This window comes from Haladaptatus sp. DJG-WS-42, assembly GCF_037198285.1.
In the GTDB taxonomy this organism is placed as follows: domain Archaea; phylum Halobacteriota; class Halobacteria; order Halobacteriales; family Halococcaceae; genus QDMS2.
Map to the genome: position 1 here is coordinate 2,721,125 of NZ_CP147243.1, position 17,951 is coordinate 2,739,075.

17 protein-coding genes are annotated in these 17,951 nt (G+C 60.8%); 8 read left to right on the forward strand and 9 right to left on the reverse strand.

Annotated elements, in window-relative coordinates; translation table 11 throughout:
* Entirely contained in the window at positions 1 to 1,695 is a 1,695-nt protein-coding gene (locus tag V5N47_RS14690; protein ID WP_338728583.1) for a thiamine pyrophosphate-binding protein, read from the forward strand.
* On the opposite strand, the gene V5N47_RS14695 is transcribed toward V5N47_RS14690, so the two are convergent.
* The 3 genes from V5N47_RS14695 to folP form a co-directional block, all read right to left on the reverse strand.
* A complete protein-coding gene (locus V5N47_RS14695) occupies positions 1,692 to 3,110 on the reverse strand; it encodes an FAD-binding oxidoreductase (RefSeq protein WP_338728585.1) in 1,419 nt (472 codons plus the stop codon). The two genes, V5N47_RS14690 and V5N47_RS14695, sit on opposite strands and share 4 nt — an antisense overlap.
* 40 nt (positions 3,111 to 3,150) lie before the next feature.
* Complete coding sequence (locus V5N47_RS14700; RefSeq protein ID WP_338728587.1) at positions 3,151 to 3,840, reverse strand: 6-hydroxymethylpterin diphosphokinase MptE-like protein; 690 nt, start codon at positions 3,838 to 3,840, stop codon at positions 3,151 to 3,153.
* A 122-nt stretch (positions 3,841 to 3,962) separates the two neighbouring features.
* Positions 3,963 to 5,093, reverse strand: coding sequence for a dihydropteroate synthase (gene folP, locus V5N47_RS14705; RefSeq protein WP_338728589.1), 1,131 nt, complete (start codon positions 5,091 to 5,093; stop codon positions 3,963 to 3,965).
* 88 nt (positions 5,094 to 5,181) lie between these two features.
* On the opposite strand from folP, the gene V5N47_RS14710 reads away from it, so the two are divergent.
* From V5N47_RS14710 to V5N47_RS14740, 7 genes are all read left to right on the forward strand, one after another.
* Entirely contained in the window at positions 5,182 to 5,715 is a 534-nt protein-coding gene (locus tag V5N47_RS14710; RefSeq protein ID WP_338728592.1) for a hypothetical protein, read from the forward strand.
* Positions 5,712 to 6,449, forward strand: a complete 738-nt coding sequence (locus V5N47_RS14715; RefSeq protein WP_338728594.1) for an RNA methyltransferase — start codon at positions 5,712 to 5,714, stop codon at positions 6,447 to 6,449. The genes V5N47_RS14710 and V5N47_RS14715 overlap by 4 nt, the downstream gene beginning before the upstream one ends.
* Before the next feature lie 40 nt (positions 6,450 to 6,489).
* Positions 6,490 to 6,927 (forward strand): hypothetical protein, encoded by a 438-nt coding sequence (locus tag V5N47_RS14720; RefSeq protein ID WP_338728596.1) that lies wholly within the window; start codon positions 6,490 to 6,492, stop codon positions 6,925 to 6,927.
* Positions 6,928 to 7,047: 120 nt separating this feature from the next.
* Positions 7,048 to 8,178 carry a hypothetical protein gene (locus tag V5N47_RS14725; protein ID WP_338728597.1) on the forward strand — a complete coding sequence of 377 codons (1,131 nt, stop codon included), beginning with the start codon at positions 7,048 to 7,050 and terminating at the stop codon, positions 8,176 to 8,178.
* Between the two features lie 282 nt (positions 8,179 to 8,460).
* Positions 8,461 to 10,389: an asparagine synthase-related protein gene (locus V5N47_RS14730; RefSeq protein WP_338728599.1), complete on the forward strand. Its 1,929-nt coding sequence runs from the start codon at positions 8,461 to 8,463 to the stop codon at positions 10,387 to 10,389.
* Positions 10,386 to 12,083, forward strand: coding sequence for an asparagine synthase-related protein (locus tag V5N47_RS14735; protein ID WP_338728601.1), 1,698 nt, complete (start codon positions 10,386 to 10,388; stop codon positions 12,081 to 12,083). Before V5N47_RS14730 ends, V5N47_RS14735 begins: the two co-directional genes overlap by 4 nt.
* Before the next feature lie 64 nt (positions 12,084 to 12,147).
* The gene (locus V5N47_RS14740; RefSeq protein WP_338728602.1) at positions 12,148 to 12,546 is read left to right on the forward strand and encodes a CBS domain-containing protein; all 399 of its coding nucleotides are present in this window, start codon (positions 12,148 to 12,150) and stop codon (positions 12,544 to 12,546) included.
* A gap of 19 nt (positions 12,547 to 12,565) precedes the next feature.
* Here the strand turns inward: V5N47_RS14740 and gatE are convergent, their stop codons facing one another.
* The 6 genes from gatE to V5N47_RS14770 all read right to left on the reverse strand — a co-directional run bounded on the left by gatE (position 12,566) and on the right by V5N47_RS14770 (position 17,897).
* Complete coding sequence (gene gatE, locus V5N47_RS14745) at positions 12,566 to 14,434, reverse strand: Glu-tRNA(Gln) amidotransferase subunit GatE (RefSeq protein WP_338728604.1); 1,869 nt, start codon at positions 14,432 to 14,434, stop codon at positions 12,566 to 12,568.
* Between the two features lie 173 nt (positions 14,435 to 14,607).
* Positions 14,608 to 15,078 (reverse strand): DUF4395 domain-containing protein, encoded by a 471-nt coding sequence (locus tag V5N47_RS14750; RefSeq protein WP_338728605.1) that lies wholly within the window; start codon positions 15,076 to 15,078, stop codon positions 14,608 to 14,610.
* A gap of 99 nt (positions 15,079 to 15,177) precedes the next feature.
* Positions 15,178 to 15,609, reverse strand: coding sequence for a hypothetical protein (locus tag V5N47_RS14755; protein WP_338728606.1), 432 nt, complete (start codon positions 15,607 to 15,609; stop codon positions 15,178 to 15,180).
* 86 nt (positions 15,610 to 15,695) lie between these two features.
* Positions 15,696 to 17,108, reverse strand: coding sequence for a class II fumarate hydratase (locus V5N47_RS14760; protein WP_338728607.1), 1,413 nt, complete (start codon positions 17,106 to 17,108; stop codon positions 15,696 to 15,698).
* Positions 17,109 to 17,168: 60 nt separating this feature from the next.
* Positions 17,169 to 17,414: a BolA family protein gene (locus tag V5N47_RS14765; RefSeq protein ID WP_338728608.1), complete on the reverse strand. Its 246-nt coding sequence runs from the start codon at positions 17,412 to 17,414 to the stop codon at positions 17,169 to 17,171.
* Between the two features lie 48 nt (positions 17,415 to 17,462).
* Positions 17,463 to 17,897 carry an RDD family protein gene (locus tag V5N47_RS14770; RefSeq protein WP_338728609.1) on the reverse strand — a complete coding sequence of 145 codons (435 nt, stop codon included), beginning with the start codon at positions 17,895 to 17,897 and terminating at the stop codon, positions 17,463 to 17,465.
* Between the last annotated feature and the right edge of the window lie 54 nt (positions 17,898 to 17,951).

Sequence of the window (17,951 nt, forward strand, 5' to 3'; positions counted from 1 at the left end):
ATGAGTGACACGACCACGGGAGCCGATCTCTTCGTTGAGGCGCTCTCCCAATACGGCGTCACGCACCTGTTTGGCAACCCCGGAACAACCGAACTCCCCATCATGGAGGCGCTCGCGGGCAGCGACCTCGAGTACGTCCTCGGCATCCACGAGGACGTGGCGGTGGGGATGGCTGCGGGCTACGCGAGCACACGGCGGTATCATTCTCACCACGACGACTCCGTCAATCCGCTCGGCGTCGTGAACCTCCACGTCACGCCCGGCCTCGCCCACGGCCTTGGCAACCTCTACGACGCGAAGATGACCGGTGCGCCGCTGCTCGTCACCGCGGGCAACCACGAGCGCGACTTCCGCCACGAGGAGCCGATTCTGACTGGCGACCTCACCACGCTGGCAGACCAGTTCTGTAAGTGGTCTGCGGAAGTCCTCTCTGTCGAAGCCCTCCCGACGATGCTCCGCCGAGCGGTTCGCGTCGCGCTCACGCCGCCGACCGGTCCCGTGTTCCTCGCACTTCCGGCCGACGTGATGCAGGCAGCGACGGAGAAGGAACCCGAACGACTCGGGCCGATTCCGAACGCGGGCGGTGGCGACCCTGCCCAAATTGAGCGCGCCGCAGAGTTGCTCACCGAGGCTGACAGTCCGGTACTCGTCCTCGGCGACCACGTGGCGCGGGCAGGCGAGCAGGCCGTCGAAGCGGCCGTCAGCCTCGCCGAAGCGTCTGGTGCCCGCGTTCACGGCGAGATGCTCGGTTGTGAGGTAAGCTATCCGACCGACCACGACCAGTGGGTGTCGTTCCTCCCGCCGCGCGAAGACTTGGGGACAATGCTGATGCAGACCGATACGCTCGTCTTCGTGGGCTGTTCGACCAACACGACGCTCATGCACCACGACGAACCGCTCGTGGACGCCGAGACGACGTGTATTCATATCAGTCAGGATGCGTGGCAGGTTGGGAAAAATCAGAGCGCAGACGCGGCCGTTGTGGGCGACCCCGGCCTCGTGATGGACGCCATTGCAGACCAGCTCGCAGACACCCTCTCCGAAGACGTACGCAAGGCTCGCACAGAGCAGGTTTCGACGCTCAAGCAGTCGCTCGCGAGTACCATGGAACAGCTGGGCAATGACCCAAAGGCCGAGGGCGAAACCCGGTCGTCGAAAGCCGAGTTGGTCGATACCATCCGCGCAGTCGCGCCGGACGCCTACTTCGTTGACGAAGGCGTCACCTCGAAGTACGCCTTCCTCACGCGCGTCCCGCTCGAAGCAGAACAGTTCATCTCGAACAAAGGCGGCGGCCTCGGCTACGGCCTCCCTGCAGCCATCGGCGCGGCGCTCGCAGAGTCGATGCAGGAGAATCCGCGAGAGGTCATCGGCTTTGTCGGCGACGGGTCGTATCTTTACTACCCGCACTCGATTTACTCGGCGGCGCGCTACGACGTCGACCTCACCGTCGTCGTCTCTGACAACCGCAATTACCGCATCCTCAAAGACAACACCGTGAGAATGCTCGGCGGCGACTACGCAGACCACGAGTTCATCGGGATGGACTTTGAGCCCGCCGTCGATATTCCGAAAAACGCAGAAAGTCACGGTGCGCGCGGCCACCTCGTCTCGACGCCAGACGACATCGAATCTGTGCTGTCAGCCGCCCTCGACAGCCCGGGCACGGACGTCATCGACGTGCTCGTCCACGACTAGTTCGGATCGAGGCGAACGCGCTTTCCCTCGGCAGTTTCGGGGAACATCTTCCCCGGGTTCAGCGTGTCGGTCGGGTCGAGCGCGCGTTTTATCGCGCGCATCGCCTCGACGCTCCCCGCGCCGTGTTCGAATTCGAGATATTCGCGTTTCCCCCAGCCGATGCCGTGTTCGCCGGTCGCGGTGCCGCCCATTTCGATAGCACGCGTTACCACGTCTGCATAGATTCGTTGGCCGATTTCGACTTCGTGGTCGTCCGACTCGTCGACCATGATGGTGTAGTGGACGTTCCCGTCGCCTGCGTGGCCAAAGCACGGGACGAGCAGGTCGTGTTCTGCCCCGAGTTCCTTTGCAAACGCGATAATTTCGGGGTACTTGCTGATGGGAACCGTGATGTCGCCCGTGTTGTTCGGCGTCAAGTCGTCGTCCCACGATTCGAGGGCGAACGCCATGTCTTTCCGGGCTTCCCACAACTCCGCCATCTCGGTTTCGTCTGCGGCCATCTCGAAGTGGGTGACGTCGTGGGATTCGAAGATGGATTTGCAGAAGTCAATCTCCGTCTCGATGCCGTGGTTCGCGTGGAATTCGAGAAACACCATCGGTGCATCCGGGAGGGCAGAGCCGGTGTAGGCGTTCGCCATCATCGCGCTCTCTGCGTCCATGAGTTCGATAGTCGCTACGTCCACGCCAGAGCGAATGGTGTCTGCGATGGCCGACGTTGCGTCGTCGAGGGTCTCAAAGATGGCTCGCCCGCCACGAATCTGTTCGGGGATTCCCGCGAGCCTGAGCGTTGCCCGCGTCACGACGGCGAGCGTGCCCTCGCTTCCGACGATGAGGTCTTTCAGGTTGTACCCGCTCGAGGTTTTGACCGCCTTGCTCCCGGCGGTGATGACCGTGCCGTCTGCGAGGACGGCTTCGAGTTCGAGCACCCAGTCTGCGACCTCGCCGTATTTGACGGTCTTCATCCCGCTTGCGTCGTTGGCAATCATCCCACCGATAGTCGAAATCTCACCCGAGGAAGGAAGTGGCGGGAAAAACAGGCCGTATTTCGCGGCGGCTTCATCGACGTTCCCGCCAAAAATGCCGGGCTCGACGTCGATTTGGAAGTCGTCGGGGCGCACGTCGAGAACCGCATCCATTCGCGTCATGTCCATACTGATGCCCGCGAACGCGGGGGTCGCATTCCCCTCGAGACTCGTCCCGGCGGCGTAGGGCGTCACCGGTACGTCGTGTTCGGTTGCGGCTTCGAGCACCGCAGATACGTCCTCGGTCGATTCGGGGAACACCACAGCGTCTGGTGTTACCTTCTGGTCTTCGCGCGTCCCCCAGTCGCCCGCGTGGCTGGCTCTGATGGAATCGCCAAAGGAGCATTGCGAATCGGGAAGCACCGCCGAGAGAAATGAACAATCGTGTGGCATAGGGAAACATACCACGGTGCGCCACCTTAAGCGTACCCCGTTACTGAGGAAGCGCGCTCGTGTCGATGGCGTCCCTGCGGCCATCGAGGATATCGAATCGTTCGCCACGGCGCAGTTCGAGCCAGTACAGGAGGCGTTCCGCCCAGACGAGCTTTTTCGCCTTCATTGCCCCGACGTTCGGGTCGTCAAAATCCCAGCCGAGGAACGAAAGCTCGCGTGCGCCGAAGTGGTCTGCGAGGAACGCGGCGCGGTCGCCGTCGGTGAACCCACCGAAGTTCTCAACCGGCGGCGTTGGCGCTGCCTGCGTCGTCGGGAGGACGTTCTTCCGCTCGAACGTCGGCACCTCGCGGCGAATCGCCGGGATGTTGTCCCCATGAGCATGTACCGCGACAGGCGTTCCTTCTCGGGTGAGTGTGCGAATCGTCTCCGGGTTTTTGTCGATGTCCGTGACCATCAGGTCGACGCCGATGCCCGCCTCACAGAGCACGTCTACGGCCGTCGAGGCGGCGAGGACGGCGTCAACATCGGGGGCATCGTCGAGGTCGGCTTTGAGCGACGGGCCAGCCCCGACGATTGCGACGCGCGCGCCGGAAAGAACAGAGAGGCGTGCGTGGTCGAACGGTACTGTGCGCGCGGCGAGTTCGTCTCGGGCGGTTTCATCCGCCGCTCGTGGGAAGCCAAAGTCTCTGAGGAGTGCTGAATAAACGGGAGACCAGGAGCTATAGTCCATTGTGTCTCCACTCGATAAATCGTATTGAGCCGGAATGGCGCATACGTGTACCCCTACCCGTAGGGCCCTTCCGGCTACCAATCTCTAGTTCTAAATCCTTCGGCATAAGTTTTCTCTTACCCTTATAATTCAGATAATTCAACGAATACGGCGGTGAGCCGGTCAAATTCGGGCGGAATGGTCTGTGCTATCTGCTCGAATGCCCCGTGTGTTCCAATCACTAGCGCCGCCGCATTGTCACCCGTCATAATCGCCCCGGCGTCCCCCGCTGTGGAAGTCAATTTGGTGCGTTCTCTTTCTGACAAATTCCGGAGTTCGACAACTCTCGTAACCGATTCTGCGGAGTACTTGCGCTCACCGCCGACACGGTCTAAGTGCCGCATCGCGTCTCCTCGCGTGGTCACATCGAGTTCTTCGACACCTAACTCGTCGTCGCGCACACGCCGCCGGGAGAACTGCTTCCCAATGAGGGCGGCATCCCGCGTTTCTGCCACGTCGTGGGTTCGGATGACGTGCGCGCCGCGTTCGACGGCCATCGACGTGGCCGCGAGGCTCACGGGCAGGGCGGCTTCCGTCGAGCGTCCAGCCACCTCGCGCAGGAAGTTCTTGCGGTTGATAGAGACGAGAATTGGCTGGCCAAGGCCCCGAAACTCGCGCAGTCGGTGGAAGGTCTCGCGGTCGTCTGCGAGCGTTTTTTCTTCAGACCACCCACCAAACGCCGGGTCCACGATGGTTTTGTCCGTGAGGCCGTTCATCTGCAGGGCGTCGTAGATGTCGTCTACGGCCTCGATTGCACCCGGCCGGGTGAGGTCTGGTGGACTCGCCATCTTCGCCACGGCCACGTCGTACTCCTCGCACACCTCCGGCATTTTCGGGTCGGCAAAGCCACAGATGTCGTTGACCATGTCGAAACCGTTTTGCAGGGCTTTTTCTGCCACCTCGTGATACCGCGTCTCGATTGAGAACACCGCATCCCCCGAAACCGAAGCGATGGTGTCGATGGCCGTGTCGAGGCGGTCGAGTTCCTGTTCTGCAGATAGCACGTCAAAGCGTTTGTTCGCGGATTCGAGGCCCACGTCCACGATGTCCGCACCTTGGTCTACGAGTTCGCGGTCTACGTAGGCGGCGGCGTCTGCCGGGTCGTCGAACACGCTTGGCTTGTACGGCGACTCTTCGCTCACGTTCAGGACGCCCATGATTCGCGGCGGGTGGTCGTCTCCGATTCCGAGGCCGGCGGCGTAGACCGTTCGCATACCCGGAAAAATGGCTGCCGTGGCTAAAAGCACCCCGCCATCGGTCCCAGACACGCTCTTTTTATTCACCTATCTGCTACCCCCGCGTATGGCTAAGGTCAGCATCGGCGTCCGTGGGTGGCGCTTCGATGAAGACGAAGTGTTCGACGCAGAGGGCAACCTCAAACCGCTCGTAGAGATGCCGGAAGACACGCGCAGACAGGTACTCAGGCTCACGGAAATCGTCGGTTCGCCGTGTGACGCCTGCTGGCTGACGCACGGCGACGAGGACATTCAGCGCTGTCGCGTCACGCAGGTCGTCTACGGCGAACCGCTCGGTGAGGTGCTTCTGTGCAACAAACACGAAGCAGACTTCCTCTACTGGTGGCGTGAAGACGGCGGCGAGGACCATGCGGGCGCACTCGACATGGACGACCGCTTCCACGAGTGGTTCTTAGACGGTGGCCGCGCACCCGAGGGCTACGGCCCGGACGAACACGTCGATACCGACCCAGAAAGTCTGCCAGAGACGCCGGCGAACGACCAGAAACTGCCGTCGTTAGAAGAAGAACTCGGCGTCGAGAGCATCGATGACCTCGACATGGACGACATAGACCTCGGCGCAGACTATCCACAGAAATGAGCGACATCGTCGTCGCTGTCGTGGACGCGAAAACGCCGGGGAACATTGGCACCATCGCCCGCGGGATGAAAAACTTCGGGCTCTCTGACCTCTATCTCGTCAACCCGCCGTATCTCGGCCGTGACAGCGAGGCTTACGGCTTCGCCGGACACGCCCGCGACGACGTGCTCCCGAACGCGACAGAAGTCTCCTTTGACTACCTCGTCGAGAATTTCCACACCGTCGGCACGACGGCTGTGACGAACGAAGACGAGACCAAACACATGCGCTGGCCGTTCAAAACGCCCGTCGAACTCAAAGAGAGCCTCGCAGAAGTCGATACAGACACCGCGCTCATCTTTGGCCGCGAAGGCGTTGGCCTCACCAACGAGGAACTCGCACAGGTGGACGAAATCTGCTCGATTCCCGCGAGTTCCGAGTACCCCGTCTTGAATCTCGGACAGGCTGCGACCATCGTCCTCTACGAATTGCGGAACTTGTCGGTCGAACGCTCACAGCTCCCGAGCGCCGTCCACGAACGCGCCCGCGAAGACGAAATCGAGGGCTTTTACGGCCACTTCGACTCGTTTCTCGACTTCATCAACTATCCCGCAGAAAAACGCAAGAAGACCCAGCGGATGGTGCGGCGCATCCTCGGGCGCGCCCACCCGACCGGTCGCGAAATCTCGACACTACACGGCATCCTCCGCCACGCAGAACAGCGCGCAGAACATCCAGAGCGCGCAGACGACTGACTGGAAAGCAGTTACCCTGATAGAGAACTAGTGTTTTCACATGGCATCCTCGCCAGCACAGCCAACCGTCCGCGAATCAGACCAAGACCGTGCACTTTTGGCCGGTCTCGCTGTTGGTGTCGGGGCACTCTCGCTTTTTGTCCTCGTTGGCTTTCTGTTTGCAGAATGGAGTCTCACTGACGCACTCAGCCACGCATCGCCCAGTACCGTCGGTTTCCTCTTTATTGGGGGCGCATTCATCGTTGCCGTATTCGCCGTTCCCATTACCGCGTATCTGGGATGGAAACTCGTTGTTCCCGCCGTGTTATTCGCAGTCATCGTCGTTTTTTGGGGTGCGCTCGCGTTCTCTGTTCCCGTCGCCAACGCCTCAACTGTGACGGGACTGGTCGCGTTTGCCCTGCTGTACAGTCCGGTGTATCTGATTCTCTACTCACTCGGTGGTGGCCTCGAATACTACGTTCACACGCGAAGTGCGTGAGTCCTCTCTGCGGCAGGATTCGATGACCAAGCCAACAATCCTTTTGACGTAGACACCCGAGTGAGAGCAAGCGATGGCCACACGTCAGCGACCACCACGGACAACCGGGAGGGCGGACTGATGGACGCGCCAGCAGAGCGACTCCAAGCTGCGGACGCGGAGCTACAGGAAATCGACGAGCGTATCGCGGAGATTGGAAGGCAAAATCTCGATGCCGTGGCCGACGCCTACAAGGAGTTCTCGGCGGTGCTCGACCGCTACGAAGACCGGGCGACCGACCGCGACGACTTTCAAGGCTACATCGAGTTCCGCGAGCAGATGGCGGAGGTGCTCGGCTCGATTCCCGACGACCTGCCACACCGCGACGCCTTCACAGAGGCGGACGACGAACTTACGACCGGCGTAACCTCGGTGCTCAAACACGCGAACTTCGACCGGGCGCGCTCACAGCTCGAGCCAGCACGGGAATACGCGGAGCTTCGGAGCCGCGAACAGGACGTACAGGGAACCTACCGCGACGCGCGAAGCGCACTCCAAAAAGAGCAATCGACGCTCGAAACTGAACGCAACGAGTTAGAACGCCTCAAACGACTCGGTGAGGCGGATTTGGACGCGCCCGTCTCGCTCTTGCGTGAGCCTATCGAGGCGTACAACGACGCGGTGGCGGAGGCATTTGACTCGTTCACGCATGCAGCATCTGCACGCGCTGTGCTCGATTTGGTGGCCGAGACGACGGCGTACCCGCTGGTCGAGTATCGGCCGCCGCCGGAGAATTTACACGAGTACGTCCACGAATCCGCAGTTGGCGAAGAGTCACTGAGTCGCCTCCTCGACCTCGCTGGCTACTCGTCGTCGAAACTCGACCACTACGTCGAAAATCCACAGGCGTTTCGCTCGAACGTTGCGACGAATCAGTCGTATCTCTCGGGGCTTTCCGCGACCCCCTTGCAGGTGTCGTGGCCGCCGGTCGCTTCGGATGCGCTTGGCTGGCACATGCGCGAACGTATCGCCGTTGTCGGCCGATTCGCGACAGACGAAGTGGTAGCGCTCGCCCGCGCGGTTCGTGACCTCGGCCTGCGCGACGACTACGAGCGGCTTCGGACAAGCGCGACAGCACGCGAAAGCCTCTCTGAGACGGATCGAACTCGGCTGCGGGCGGGTGAAATCGAACGCGACCTCACCACGCACCGAGCGTCGCTCGACTCCGTCCGCGAAATCCTGGCTACGTACCCGCCACTTGGCCGCAGATAGTTAGCGTCGAACACTGTCTGCATAGCCAACTCGTCAACCCCCAATCACCCACCCAAATTACACTTCTGTACGAATTAGAGAAATCACGGCAGAAATCGGGGTGAGTGTCGTGATTTTCCCACAATTACGCGTAATCAGTCCGTATGGTGGCACTTCGCACGACGGCCGAAGCGCACTTCTACATGAACTGCTATCTGTCAACGAAGACAGTGTCAGCGCAATCTCACGGGCCTCTCAATTGGGTGTGGTTGGGCCATGACCGACGGGTGGAGACGAACTAGAATGGTTGGATTAACTGGCGTACTTGGAACGGGCACGCTCTCGGACGAGATGCGAGCGGCGCCAACGTGGCGAGACGAAGAGGTGACGTTCGCCGCCTCGGCCCCCCGTCTCGACCTCGCATTCTCCGTCCACGAACTGCTCGCGGGCGACCAGCCAGTCGCGTGTGGCGAGGAGCGTCGTCTGTGGCTCTGGGGCGACGTGTACGGTCACGGCGGCTTGGGCGATTACACGCCGCGAGCTGACGACGTGGACGCCCCAACGTACGTTGCCTCGCTGCTCGACGCACACGGCGAGTCGATTCTCCCCGAGTTGAACGGCGAGTTCCTCATCGTCATCCACGATGTCGGTGCTGACGAACTCACACTCATCACCGACCGGTTTGCGACGCGGACACTCCACTACACACGCCCGACGGACGACTCGCTTGTTTTCTCGTCGTGTATCCAAGGGCTTGCGGCCGCTCCCGAGTTCGAACCGGCATTCGATCTTCCGTACTTGTACGAGTACCTCGAACTGCGCCGCGTGTTCGGCGTCGAAACCGCGCTTAAGGGCGTTTCTGAGCTGAAACCGGGGGCGGTCACGACCATCGACCTCACCGACCTCTCGCTTACGTCTGAGTCGTACTGGCGGCCACACTACGACCCGGTCGAGAAGCCGTTTTCGTACTTCGTCGACACGCTTGCAGACACCTTAGAAGACCTCTTCACCGAGTGGACGCGCGACGACTGCACGTACGGCACGTTCATCAGCGGCGGCAGCGATTCACGCCTGATTCAGGCGACGCTTGACCAGCCCGCTGTAAGCTTCCACAACGCCGGGTGGATGAGCCGCGAAGCGCAGGTGGCAAAGCGCGTCGCCGACACGGCAGGTGACGAGTTCCGCCTGCTCGAACGCCACGACGACCACGAAGCGCGCTCGCTCGAAACCACGCCACAGCTCTCTGATTTCAGCGGCTGGTTCGACCAAGCCTACTTCACCGAGTTCGAAGACCAAATCGTCAGCGAGGCAGACGTGCTCGTGACGGGCCTGTTCGCAGACCAGTTGTTCGACGGCATCGCGCTCAAAACCAAAGAGCTGGAACTTGGGCCGCTTGGCACCGTCCCGCTTCCGGCACGGGCGTCGATTTCCACCATCGACGACTACATCGACACGAAGGTTGGCGAGGCAAACGAACCGCTCCCGTATTTCAAACCACAATACTCATTGCGCGAGGTACTTCGAGATAACATCCACTGGGATGGAAGCGACATCGTCAGCCACGGCGTGCGCTATGGCTCGCTCACCGACCTTGCGATGTACAGCGATTACTACCCGCTCGGTGGCAGCACAGAGTCAATCTTCCCGCGGAGTCTCATGCAGATGCGGCCGTACCGCACGCCGATGCTCGACAACCGCATCTTCGACCTCCACCAACAGATTCCAATGAACTACTGTGCTCGACGCAACGTCGTGAACGCGGCCATCGCCAAACTCAGCCCAGAACTGGCAGCCATCCCCCACGCGAGAACTGGCGTTCCGCTCAAATACTCCTTCCCGGTCGAATACGTCGGTGGGATGGTCACGGCGTTCTATCGCAAGCACATCCACGACCAGCCAACGCCCGCCTCGCACTTAGACCACAATCCGTGGCCAAATCGCCCTGAACTCCTCCGCGTGAAATCGTTCGCCTCGGACACCTTCCGGGAGAAAGAAGCCGTGCTTGCCAAACTGCCCTTCCTCGATGAAGCCCAAGCCACGGCCGTCTACAACGCCCACCTCGACGGTGAGAACAACATGACGTTGCTCTACTCGTTGCTCACGCTCCTCAAGATGCCGCTCACCGAGGCCGCCGGGGATGCTGAATCAACGGGTGCGCTTTCCTCGCCACCGCCGGTTGGCGGCCGCGGCTCGACAAGCGGGATACCAATGACGGAGGACGACACCTCGTGAGAGCAACCGAGCAGACCGAAGTAGCCGCGCGCGCGTCGATGAACACCGAACTGTTCGGCGTGTTCGGCACGCAAAGTGACTTCGAGCGGTTTCGCTCCGCCGAGGAGTTCGACGAAGTCGTCTGTGAGGACGAGGCGACGGTGGGCATTCGCTCACACAACCTCGACATCCGCGGGTGCAGTTCGTCGTATTCAGATAGCGACGGAACGTGCATCATCTTCGGCGAGGCGTATCCCGCAGGCGAGAGCGCGCCGAACACCGCCCAGTGGCTCTTAGGCCAGTTTTCTGCGTCGGGAATGGACGCGCTGTCGCAACTGAACGGCTCGTATCTCGCCTATATCGAGCATGCTGGCGAGTCGGTCGTCGTCACTGACCCGATTCGCTCGTGGGAGTGTTACTACGCAGACGTTGGCGGCGCGCGCGTGTTCAGCACGGATATTGCGATGTTGAAACACCTCGTCGCAGAGCCCACGGCCAATCGAACGGCGATTCTCGAATTCCTCCACCTCGGCACGGTGCTCGGAACGAAAACCCTGTTCGAGGAGATCAAGCGTGTTCCCCTCGACAGCTACCTGACGGCGACGACGACCGAGCCGTTGTCGCGTTTTGTATACGACCCCCAAGCGTTCGATTACATCACTGAACTCGCAGACCGCCTTCAGCGCGCCGTCCACCTCCGGTCGCACTTCCCGGGCAAGAAAGGGATTCTCCTCTCTGGCGGGAAAGACTCCCGCGTCTTCCTCTCACAGCTTCCCGACATCAGCCAGACCTACACGATTGGCCGCGAAGAGTCGCGGGAAGTGCGGGTGGCAAAGAAGATTGCCCACCAGTACAACGCAGAACACACCGTCCTCGAACCGAGCGACCGCTACTTATCTACGAGCGACGAGAAATTGCGCTACTCACAGAGCATCAAAGAAGCGCTCCACATCCACCACGCCGGGTACGACGACCTGTTAGACGTGGACGTGATGTACCACGGCCTGCTGTTTGATACGCTGTTCAAAGGCTACTTCCTCGAGTGGGACGGCGTTGAAGTGCTTGGCTCGAAACTCCCTTCGACCACACTCGTCCGCGACCCGGACCCCGTCGATTCCTTGCTCGCGACACTTGGCTACTTCCCGACGCCGAGCGAGCACATGGCGTCGCTGGTCGAACAGGTGTTCTCGAACCTCGACCTCGACCACGAGTCACCGAGGGAGTTTTTAGAAACTCAACTGAGCGAGGAACTATCGCGGTGTTGGGAGCGCACCGACTCGGTGCACAACGCGATGGACTTGCTCGTCATCAGCAATCAGCCGGTGATGCCGTTCCGGACGCAACTCGCTGACAATTACTTCGAGCCGTTCGTCGCCATCGACACGACGCTGCTCGATTGGCACTTGAAGACGCCTCCCAAATTCCGCAACAGCGAGACGTTCCGCAAGGCGCTCGAACGCATCGACCCGAACATCCTCCACCACCGGCCGCCGAGCCAACCACACGACTCGAACAAACTCAACCAACTCGAACGTTTCCTCCGCCGAAAGCTCCCGTTCGTCGAACAGTTCGAACCCGCGTGGCCAGACCGCAACCAGATATACGCAGACTACGGCCTCGCAGAGAAGTTGTTCCCGAACCAGCCTGCGGTGCACGCCCTCCCCGTCCGCCTCCAGTTGCGCATCCACAACACCCACTGGTGGCTCGACCGCTAACCGTCACGCGTCACGCGTCTCGCGTTCAGCCAAGGCTTAAGCGTCGTCCGACCCACCTGCCCGTATGGAAGATATTTTTGTGGCGCAACTCATGTCGACCTCCATCAAGACCGTCTCTCCGGACACGCTCGTAGAGGAGGCCGCACAGCTCATGCTCGAACACAACATCGGCTCGGTCGTCATCACGAACGACGACAACGAACTCGCGGGCATCCTCACGACTACCGACTTCGTGAAAATCGTCGCAGAGCAGAAGCCAAAAGACCAGACGCCAGTGTCTGCCTACATGACGACGGGCGTCATCACCACGACGGCCCAAACGTCCATCCGCGACGTGGCAGACGAGATGATAGAACACGGCTTCCACCACATGCCAGTCGTGGACGGCGACGACGTGTTGGGGATGATTACGACCACGGACCTCGCAAAATACCTCTCGCACATGCGTCCGCAGAACGCGTAAAAAGGGAAACCGACTGCCGTTACGACCGCTTTTGAATCTCCTCGCGGAGAATCGAACTCACAACTTCGCCTTCAGCCTTGCCACGGAGTGCGCCCATCGACTCGCCCATGAGCGCCGAGAACGCGCCCATGCCCTGTTCTTTGACCTGCGCTTCATTGCGTTCGACGACTTCCACGATGATGTCGCGGACTTCGTCCTCGCCCGCAGAGCCGAGTCCTTCCTGTTCTGCGGCGGTTTCTGCGTCGAGTTCGGGGTTCTCGGCGAGCGCGGTGAGTAACTCTGGAATCCCCTCTTTTGCGAGGTCGCCGTCAGCGAGGAGCGCGAAGACGCCTTCGAAGTGATTCTCCGTGAGTTGTTTCACAGGCACGTCGTCACGGCGGAGTTCGATGACCGTACTCTCGACGACGTTCGCGGCGGTGTTCCCGTCTACGCCCATCTCGATACCGCGCTCGAACAGCGGCATGCGCCGAGAGTAGGCCATCTGGTTTGCTAAATCCTCGGTGAAACCGAACTCCTGCTGATAGCGTTCGACCTTCTCGGTCAGCAGTTCTGGAATCTCGACCTCGGATGGGTCTAAGTCGACCGGTGGCACGTCCGTCTCGGGGTACATCCGCGCCGCGCCGGGGAGCGGCCGGAGGTACTGCGAAGTCCCGTCTTCGTTCGCGCCGCGCGTTTCTTCCGGCACTTCTTCAAGGGCAACCTGTGCGCGTGCGGCGACGGCTTCGATGGCTTGTGCTGCCACGTCTGCGGAGGCGGCGACCATCGCCACGGCGTCGTCCTCGCCCGCACCGACGGCTTCGCGGAGGGCGGCAACTTCGTCCTCGGTCACGCCGTAGGCGGGGAGTTCGTCGGTGTGGAAAATGCCGCCCGCACCGTTGCGTTTGGCGTGGTCTGCGAACTCCGTCCCGAGGCGGCGGTCTGGCTGAACCTCTGCGCCGACGAGGCCGTCGAAGCCGAAGAGGGGAACGGCCATGGCCTTCCCGCCCGCGTCGAGTGCGCCTTTGATGACGCCGCTTTCTGACTCTGCGAACACGGCGGTTACGTCCTGTACCTCGCCAATGCTTGCGCTGCGCTCTGCCAGTTCGTCTTTGAGTTCGAGCAGGCGAACCTGTCGGTGAACCTCGTTGCGGACGAGGTCTTCGATGCCGTCGAGACTCTGGACACCTTTCATCTCGACGCGCGCGCCGTCTGCGATGGAGACGTTCACGTCCTGGCGGATGGTGCCGAGGCCGCGTTTGACCTGCCCCGTCGAACGCAGGAGCATCCCGATTTGCTCTGCGGCTTCGCGGGCCTGTGCGGGCGTGCGGATGTCCGGCTTGGTGCCGATTTCGACTAGCGGGATGCCAAGGCGGTCTAAGCCGAAGGTGACCGCGCGGTCTGATTCCTCGATGCGCTGGGCGCTCTCCTCTTCGAGCATGAGGTCTTCGATGCCGACTGCGCCCGCAGCGGTTTGAATCTCGCCGTCGTTTGCGATGAGCGTCGTACGCTGGAACCCAGAGGTGTTAGAGCCGTCAACGACGATTTTCCGCATAATCTGGGCTTGGTCGAGCGCTTCCATGTCGAGCAATTGGGCCACTTCGAGCGCCACGGTGACCGCCTCGTGGTCGAGACGGTGGGGCGGTTCGTCGTCCTCTTCGACGAGACAGGTGGAATCGAACGCGAGGTAGGTGAATTCGCGTTCGACGCGGCTCTCTTCGACGGCGGCGTCGTCGAGTTCACCGAGTTCGGAGCGCGTTGGGTGGAGATAGCGAGTAAAAGAGCGCACCGACTCCTCGGGTTCCCGACGCACGGTCGGGCAGTTACAGTACAGTTTACTCGCGGTGTCGAGCTGTTGGTGAATCTCGAGTCCCGCGATAAGACCGAGTTCCTCGTAGTCGTACTCACTCATTACTCGGCGATGGGGTATCGAAGGGCAAAAAACCATCCAGTCGCCGTCGTCGGTCTGTCACGGCTATTGCGTGCTCGTGAGCCATCCATTCGGCTCTTAGCAGGCACGTTACAGCATCCACACAAACGGCGGTACATGAGCACAGCTCCCGTCTGAAATGCCGGATTTTCACGTCAGACGACGCCGAGCCGACGGAAAAACGAGACTTGCTGGTACATCCGACAGCCGATACACAGTCCAGTCGAAGCAGCGAGTCCGGCGAGCACCGCGACCATCCCGGCGAGAAGGTACGCCACGAGCGGGACGCCAGCGAGCAAGAGCGCGCTTGCTGCAAGCGTGAATCCTGCGCCCATCAGTTTTGCAAACCGGTGTGGGGCGGCTGGCTCGCGCCGTGTTGGCTTGCCGACGAGCGGAATCATCACGGTTCGCCAAAGGAAGCCATACAGGTCGAATCGCCACCCAGAGAACAGCGCCGCGGAGAGAATCGCAGCGATGGCGTAGATGAGGAGGGGTTCGCCCAAAACCACGCCAGCCGTGAGCACTGTCGCGGTGATGGCCTGCCCGAAGCGCGGTGCGCGCGGGTCTACGTACGTAAGCCCTGAATCTGCGGCCGCAGTGTGCTCGGATGTTGCTGTCGCCGTCATATTGGCATCGGTAGGGGAGTGGGACGTATCTCCCCTCTTCTATCGGCACGGTTCTCCGCCGTTGGGGACATGCCGTCGCAAAAACAGGCAATTATCGCCTCAGTCTCCCGACCACTGACCGATATCCTTCGGGGCCATGCTCGACGCGTCAACCCGAGATGTAAACTCCATCAAGCGGTTGTAGAGTTCGCCAAAGTCGTAGGCTCCATTGTGGGCATCGAGGCTGATGAACACGCCGGGGTCGGTCTTCTTCTCGCCAAGGAATGCCCGGAACTGCTCGAACTCATCGAATCCGTGTACCGAGTACTGGTAGGCCGCATGCGAGAGGGCGTTGTACGTATCGCGGGTGATGTAGCCGTAGCGTTCGTTGTCCACGAACTTGTTGACGTTGATATCCTCGATGTTCGCCGCCACGTCATCGCGGAGATAGAGCGCCTCATAGCGAGTCGGATTAAAAAGCCAGATATCGCGGAGTGCGTCGTCACCAAAATCCGCAATGCACTCGACGAGTTCGCGTTTGGCATCTGCCATGCAATGGACACCACAGCGCGATCATAAGAATGTTGTTGTCAGGTTCTAATTTGAAATAAAGAATGTCTGTTTGACGTGATTAAACGTTAGTCGTCCTTGCTCAGGATGCCGCGCACGGTCATCTTGATCGGGTCGAGCACCTTATCGACCTCATCTTCAGTGAGGTAGCCTTTTTCGAGCGTGACCTGTCGGACGGTCTTGCCCTCTTTGAGCGCCGTTTTCGCCACTTCAGAGGCTTTGTCGTAGCCGATTTGTGGGTTGAGCGCCGTGGCGAGCGCCATGCTCTGTTCGACTTGGGCTGCACAGTGTTCGCGGTCGGCTTCGAGTTTGGCGACGAAGCGCTCTGCGAACACCGAAGAAGAGTTTGCCAGAAGTTCTGCGGACTGGAGGAAGTTGTAGGCGAGCACCGGTTTGTAGAGGTTCAGGTCAATCTGTCCCTCTGCAGCACCCGCGGCGACGGCGGCGTCGTTACCGACGACCTGCTTGTGCACCTGATTGACGGCTTCTGCGACGACTGGATTGATTTTGCCGGGCATGATGGAGGACCCCGGCTGGTTCTCTGGCTGGTCGATTTCGCCAAGCCCGTTGCGTGGGCCCGAGGCGAGCAGGCGCAGGTCGTTTGCAATCTTGTTCGTGGAGCCAGCGATGGTTCGAAGCGCGCCGTGTGCCTCGCCCATCGCGTCGTGGGCGGCCTGCGCTTCGAAGTGGTTGTCGGCTTCGCGGAAGGCAAGGCCGGTCTCCTCTGCGATGTACTGGGCCGCTTTCGGTGGGAACTCTGGGTGCGTGTTGAGCCCCGTCCCGACAGCCGTGCCACCAAGGGCGAGTTCGGCGAGGTGCGGGCCGATGTTGTCGAGACGGACGAGACCTTTCTCGACCTGCGTGCGATAGCCACCGAACTCTTGGCCGAGGGTGACTGGCGTGGCGTCCTGCAGGTGGGTGCGGCCGGTTTTCACGACGTCGTCGAACGCTTCTTCCTTCGCAGCAAGCGCATCGCGGAGCTGTTCGAGTGCCGGACGCAGGTCTTTCTCGACGGCTTCGTAGGCGGCGACGTGCATCGCCGTTGGAATCACGTCGTTACTCGATTGGCCGAAGTTGACGTGGTCGTTCGGGTGAATTTCGCGGGTGCCGATTTCGCCGCCGTAAATCTCGGTGGCGCGGTTGGCGATGACCTCGTTTGCGTTCATGTTCGAGGAGGTACCGGAACCGGTCTGGAACACGTCAACCGGGAACTGGTCGTCCAACTCGCCCGCGATGACCTCGTCTGCGGCGGCGATGATGGCTTCTGCTTTGTCCGCAGGAATCATGTCGAGGTCGTCGTTGGCCTGTGCGGCGGCTTTCTTCACGACGCCGAGCGCGCGGACGAACCGTCGCCCGAAGCTTATCCCTGAAATAGGGAAGTTCTGAATCGCCCGCTGGGTCTGGGCACCCCAGTACGCATCTGCCGGTACTTGCATCTCTCCTAAGCTGTCGCGTTCGGTCCGGAACTCCTGGTCACTCATGCGTAGTAGAGACTCCTTCGCATGGGGCGTAAAAGGCATCGAAAGCGGTCAACGTTCCGGCTACTGGCGCGCGTCGTACTCTGCTGGCGTGTACGTCTTCAGTTCGAGCGCGTGGATGTCCGTCGTCATGTGGTCTGAGAGCGCGTCGTACACCATCTGGTGTTGCTGGACGAGCGTCTTCCCCTCAAACGCGGGCGAGACGACGAGCGCAGCGAGGTGCTCGCCATCGTTTCGTGGGTCACTCACGGTCGCTTCTGCGTCCGCGATTGCCTCCTCGATGAGTCGCTCGATTTTTGCGAGGTCCATACCAGAAGAAGATAGCCCGACTCTGAAAACCGTTACCTCTGAATTCACCTACGACTGTGGGGCTACTCTGACCACCACCGTGTCCGCGAGCATGTCACCGAGGCGCTGGTCGCGGTCACTGAGCCAGATGAACAGCAGGCCAACGAGGTAGATGAACGGGAAGTTATCCACCAGCCTGAGCAGGTTACGAATCACCGACGCCTCCATGTCGGTTGGCCCGCCGTCCTCTTTCACGACGACGATTTTCATGAGTCGTTTGCCGAACGTCTGTCCGTAGGTTCCCTCCATGTAAATGAAGTACGCGAGCGTCAAGAGCAGGCCAATCGACCCACCGAGGGTCGCGCCGCCATTGCCAAAGACGTTGAGCGGTGCGACGAGTGCCCCCGTGATAATCGCCATGAGAATCGCGTCGATAATCCATGCCACAATTCGTGCGCCAAGTGTGTCAGTTTCAGTGCCCAGTTGTGGCGTTGGTCGTTTCATCGCAACAATACTCTCACGGAATCAAGATAAACTTCGCGGGTGGGAGGTCTAGTA

Excerpts from the sequence above, each read along its gene's own strand:
- V5N47_RS14690 (WP_338728583.1), top strand. The coding sequence starts at position 1 with ATGAGTGACACGACCACGGGAGCCGATCTCTTCGTTGAGGCGCTCTCC.
- V5N47_RS14695 (WP_338728585.1), bottom strand. The coding sequence starts at position 3,110 with ATGCCACACGATTGTTCATTTCTCTCGGCGGTGCTTCCCGATTCGCAA.
- V5N47_RS14700 (WP_338728587.1), bottom strand. The coding sequence starts at position 3,840 with ATGGACTATAGCTCCTGGTCTCCCGTTTATTCAGCACTCCTCAGAGAC.
- folP (WP_338728589.1), bottom strand. The coding sequence starts at position 5,093 with ATGCGAACGGTCTACGCCGCCGGCCTCGGAATCGGAGACGACCACCCG.
- V5N47_RS14710 (WP_338728592.1), top strand. The coding sequence starts at position 5,182 with ATGGCTAAGGTCAGCATCGGCGTCCGTGGGTGGCGCTTCGATGAAGAC.
- V5N47_RS14715 (WP_338728594.1), top strand. The coding sequence starts at position 5,712 with ATGAGCGACATCGTCGTCGCTGTCGTGGACGCGAAAACGCCGGGGAAC.
- V5N47_RS14720 (WP_338728596.1), top strand. The coding sequence starts at position 6,490 with ATGGCATCCTCGCCAGCACAGCCAACCGTCCGCGAATCAGACCAAGAC.
- V5N47_RS14725 (WP_338728597.1), top strand. The coding sequence starts at position 7,048 with ATGGACGCGCCAGCAGAGCGACTCCAAGCTGCGGACGCGGAGCTACAG.
- V5N47_RS14730 (WP_338728599.1), top strand. The coding sequence starts at position 8,461 with ATGGTTGGATTAACTGGCGTACTTGGAACGGGCACGCTCTCGGACGAG.
- V5N47_RS14740 (WP_338728602.1), top strand. The coding sequence starts at position 12,148 with ATGGAAGATATTTTTGTGGCGCAACTCATGTCGACCTCCATCAAGACC.
- gatE (WP_338728604.1), bottom strand. The coding sequence starts at position 14,434 with ATGAGTGAGTACGACTACGAGGAACTCGGTCTTATCGCGGGACTCGAG.
- V5N47_RS14750 (WP_338728605.1), bottom strand. The coding sequence starts at position 15,078 with ATGACGGCGACAGCAACATCCGAGCACACTGCGGCCGCAGATTCAGGG.
- V5N47_RS14755 (WP_338728606.1), bottom strand. The coding sequence starts at position 15,609 with ATGGCAGATGCCAAACGCGAACTCGTCGAGTGCATTGCGGATTTTGGT.
- V5N47_RS14760 (WP_338728607.1), bottom strand. The coding sequence starts at position 17,108 with ATGAGTGACCAGGAGTTCCGGACCGAACGCGACAGCTTAGGAGAGATG.
- V5N47_RS14765 (WP_338728608.1), bottom strand. The coding sequence starts at position 17,414 with ATGGACCTCGCAAAAATCGAGCGACTCATCGAGGAGGCAATCGCGGAC.
- V5N47_RS14770 (WP_338728609.1), bottom strand. The coding sequence starts at position 17,897 with ATGAAACGACCAACGCCACAACTGGGCACTGAAACTGACACACTTGGC.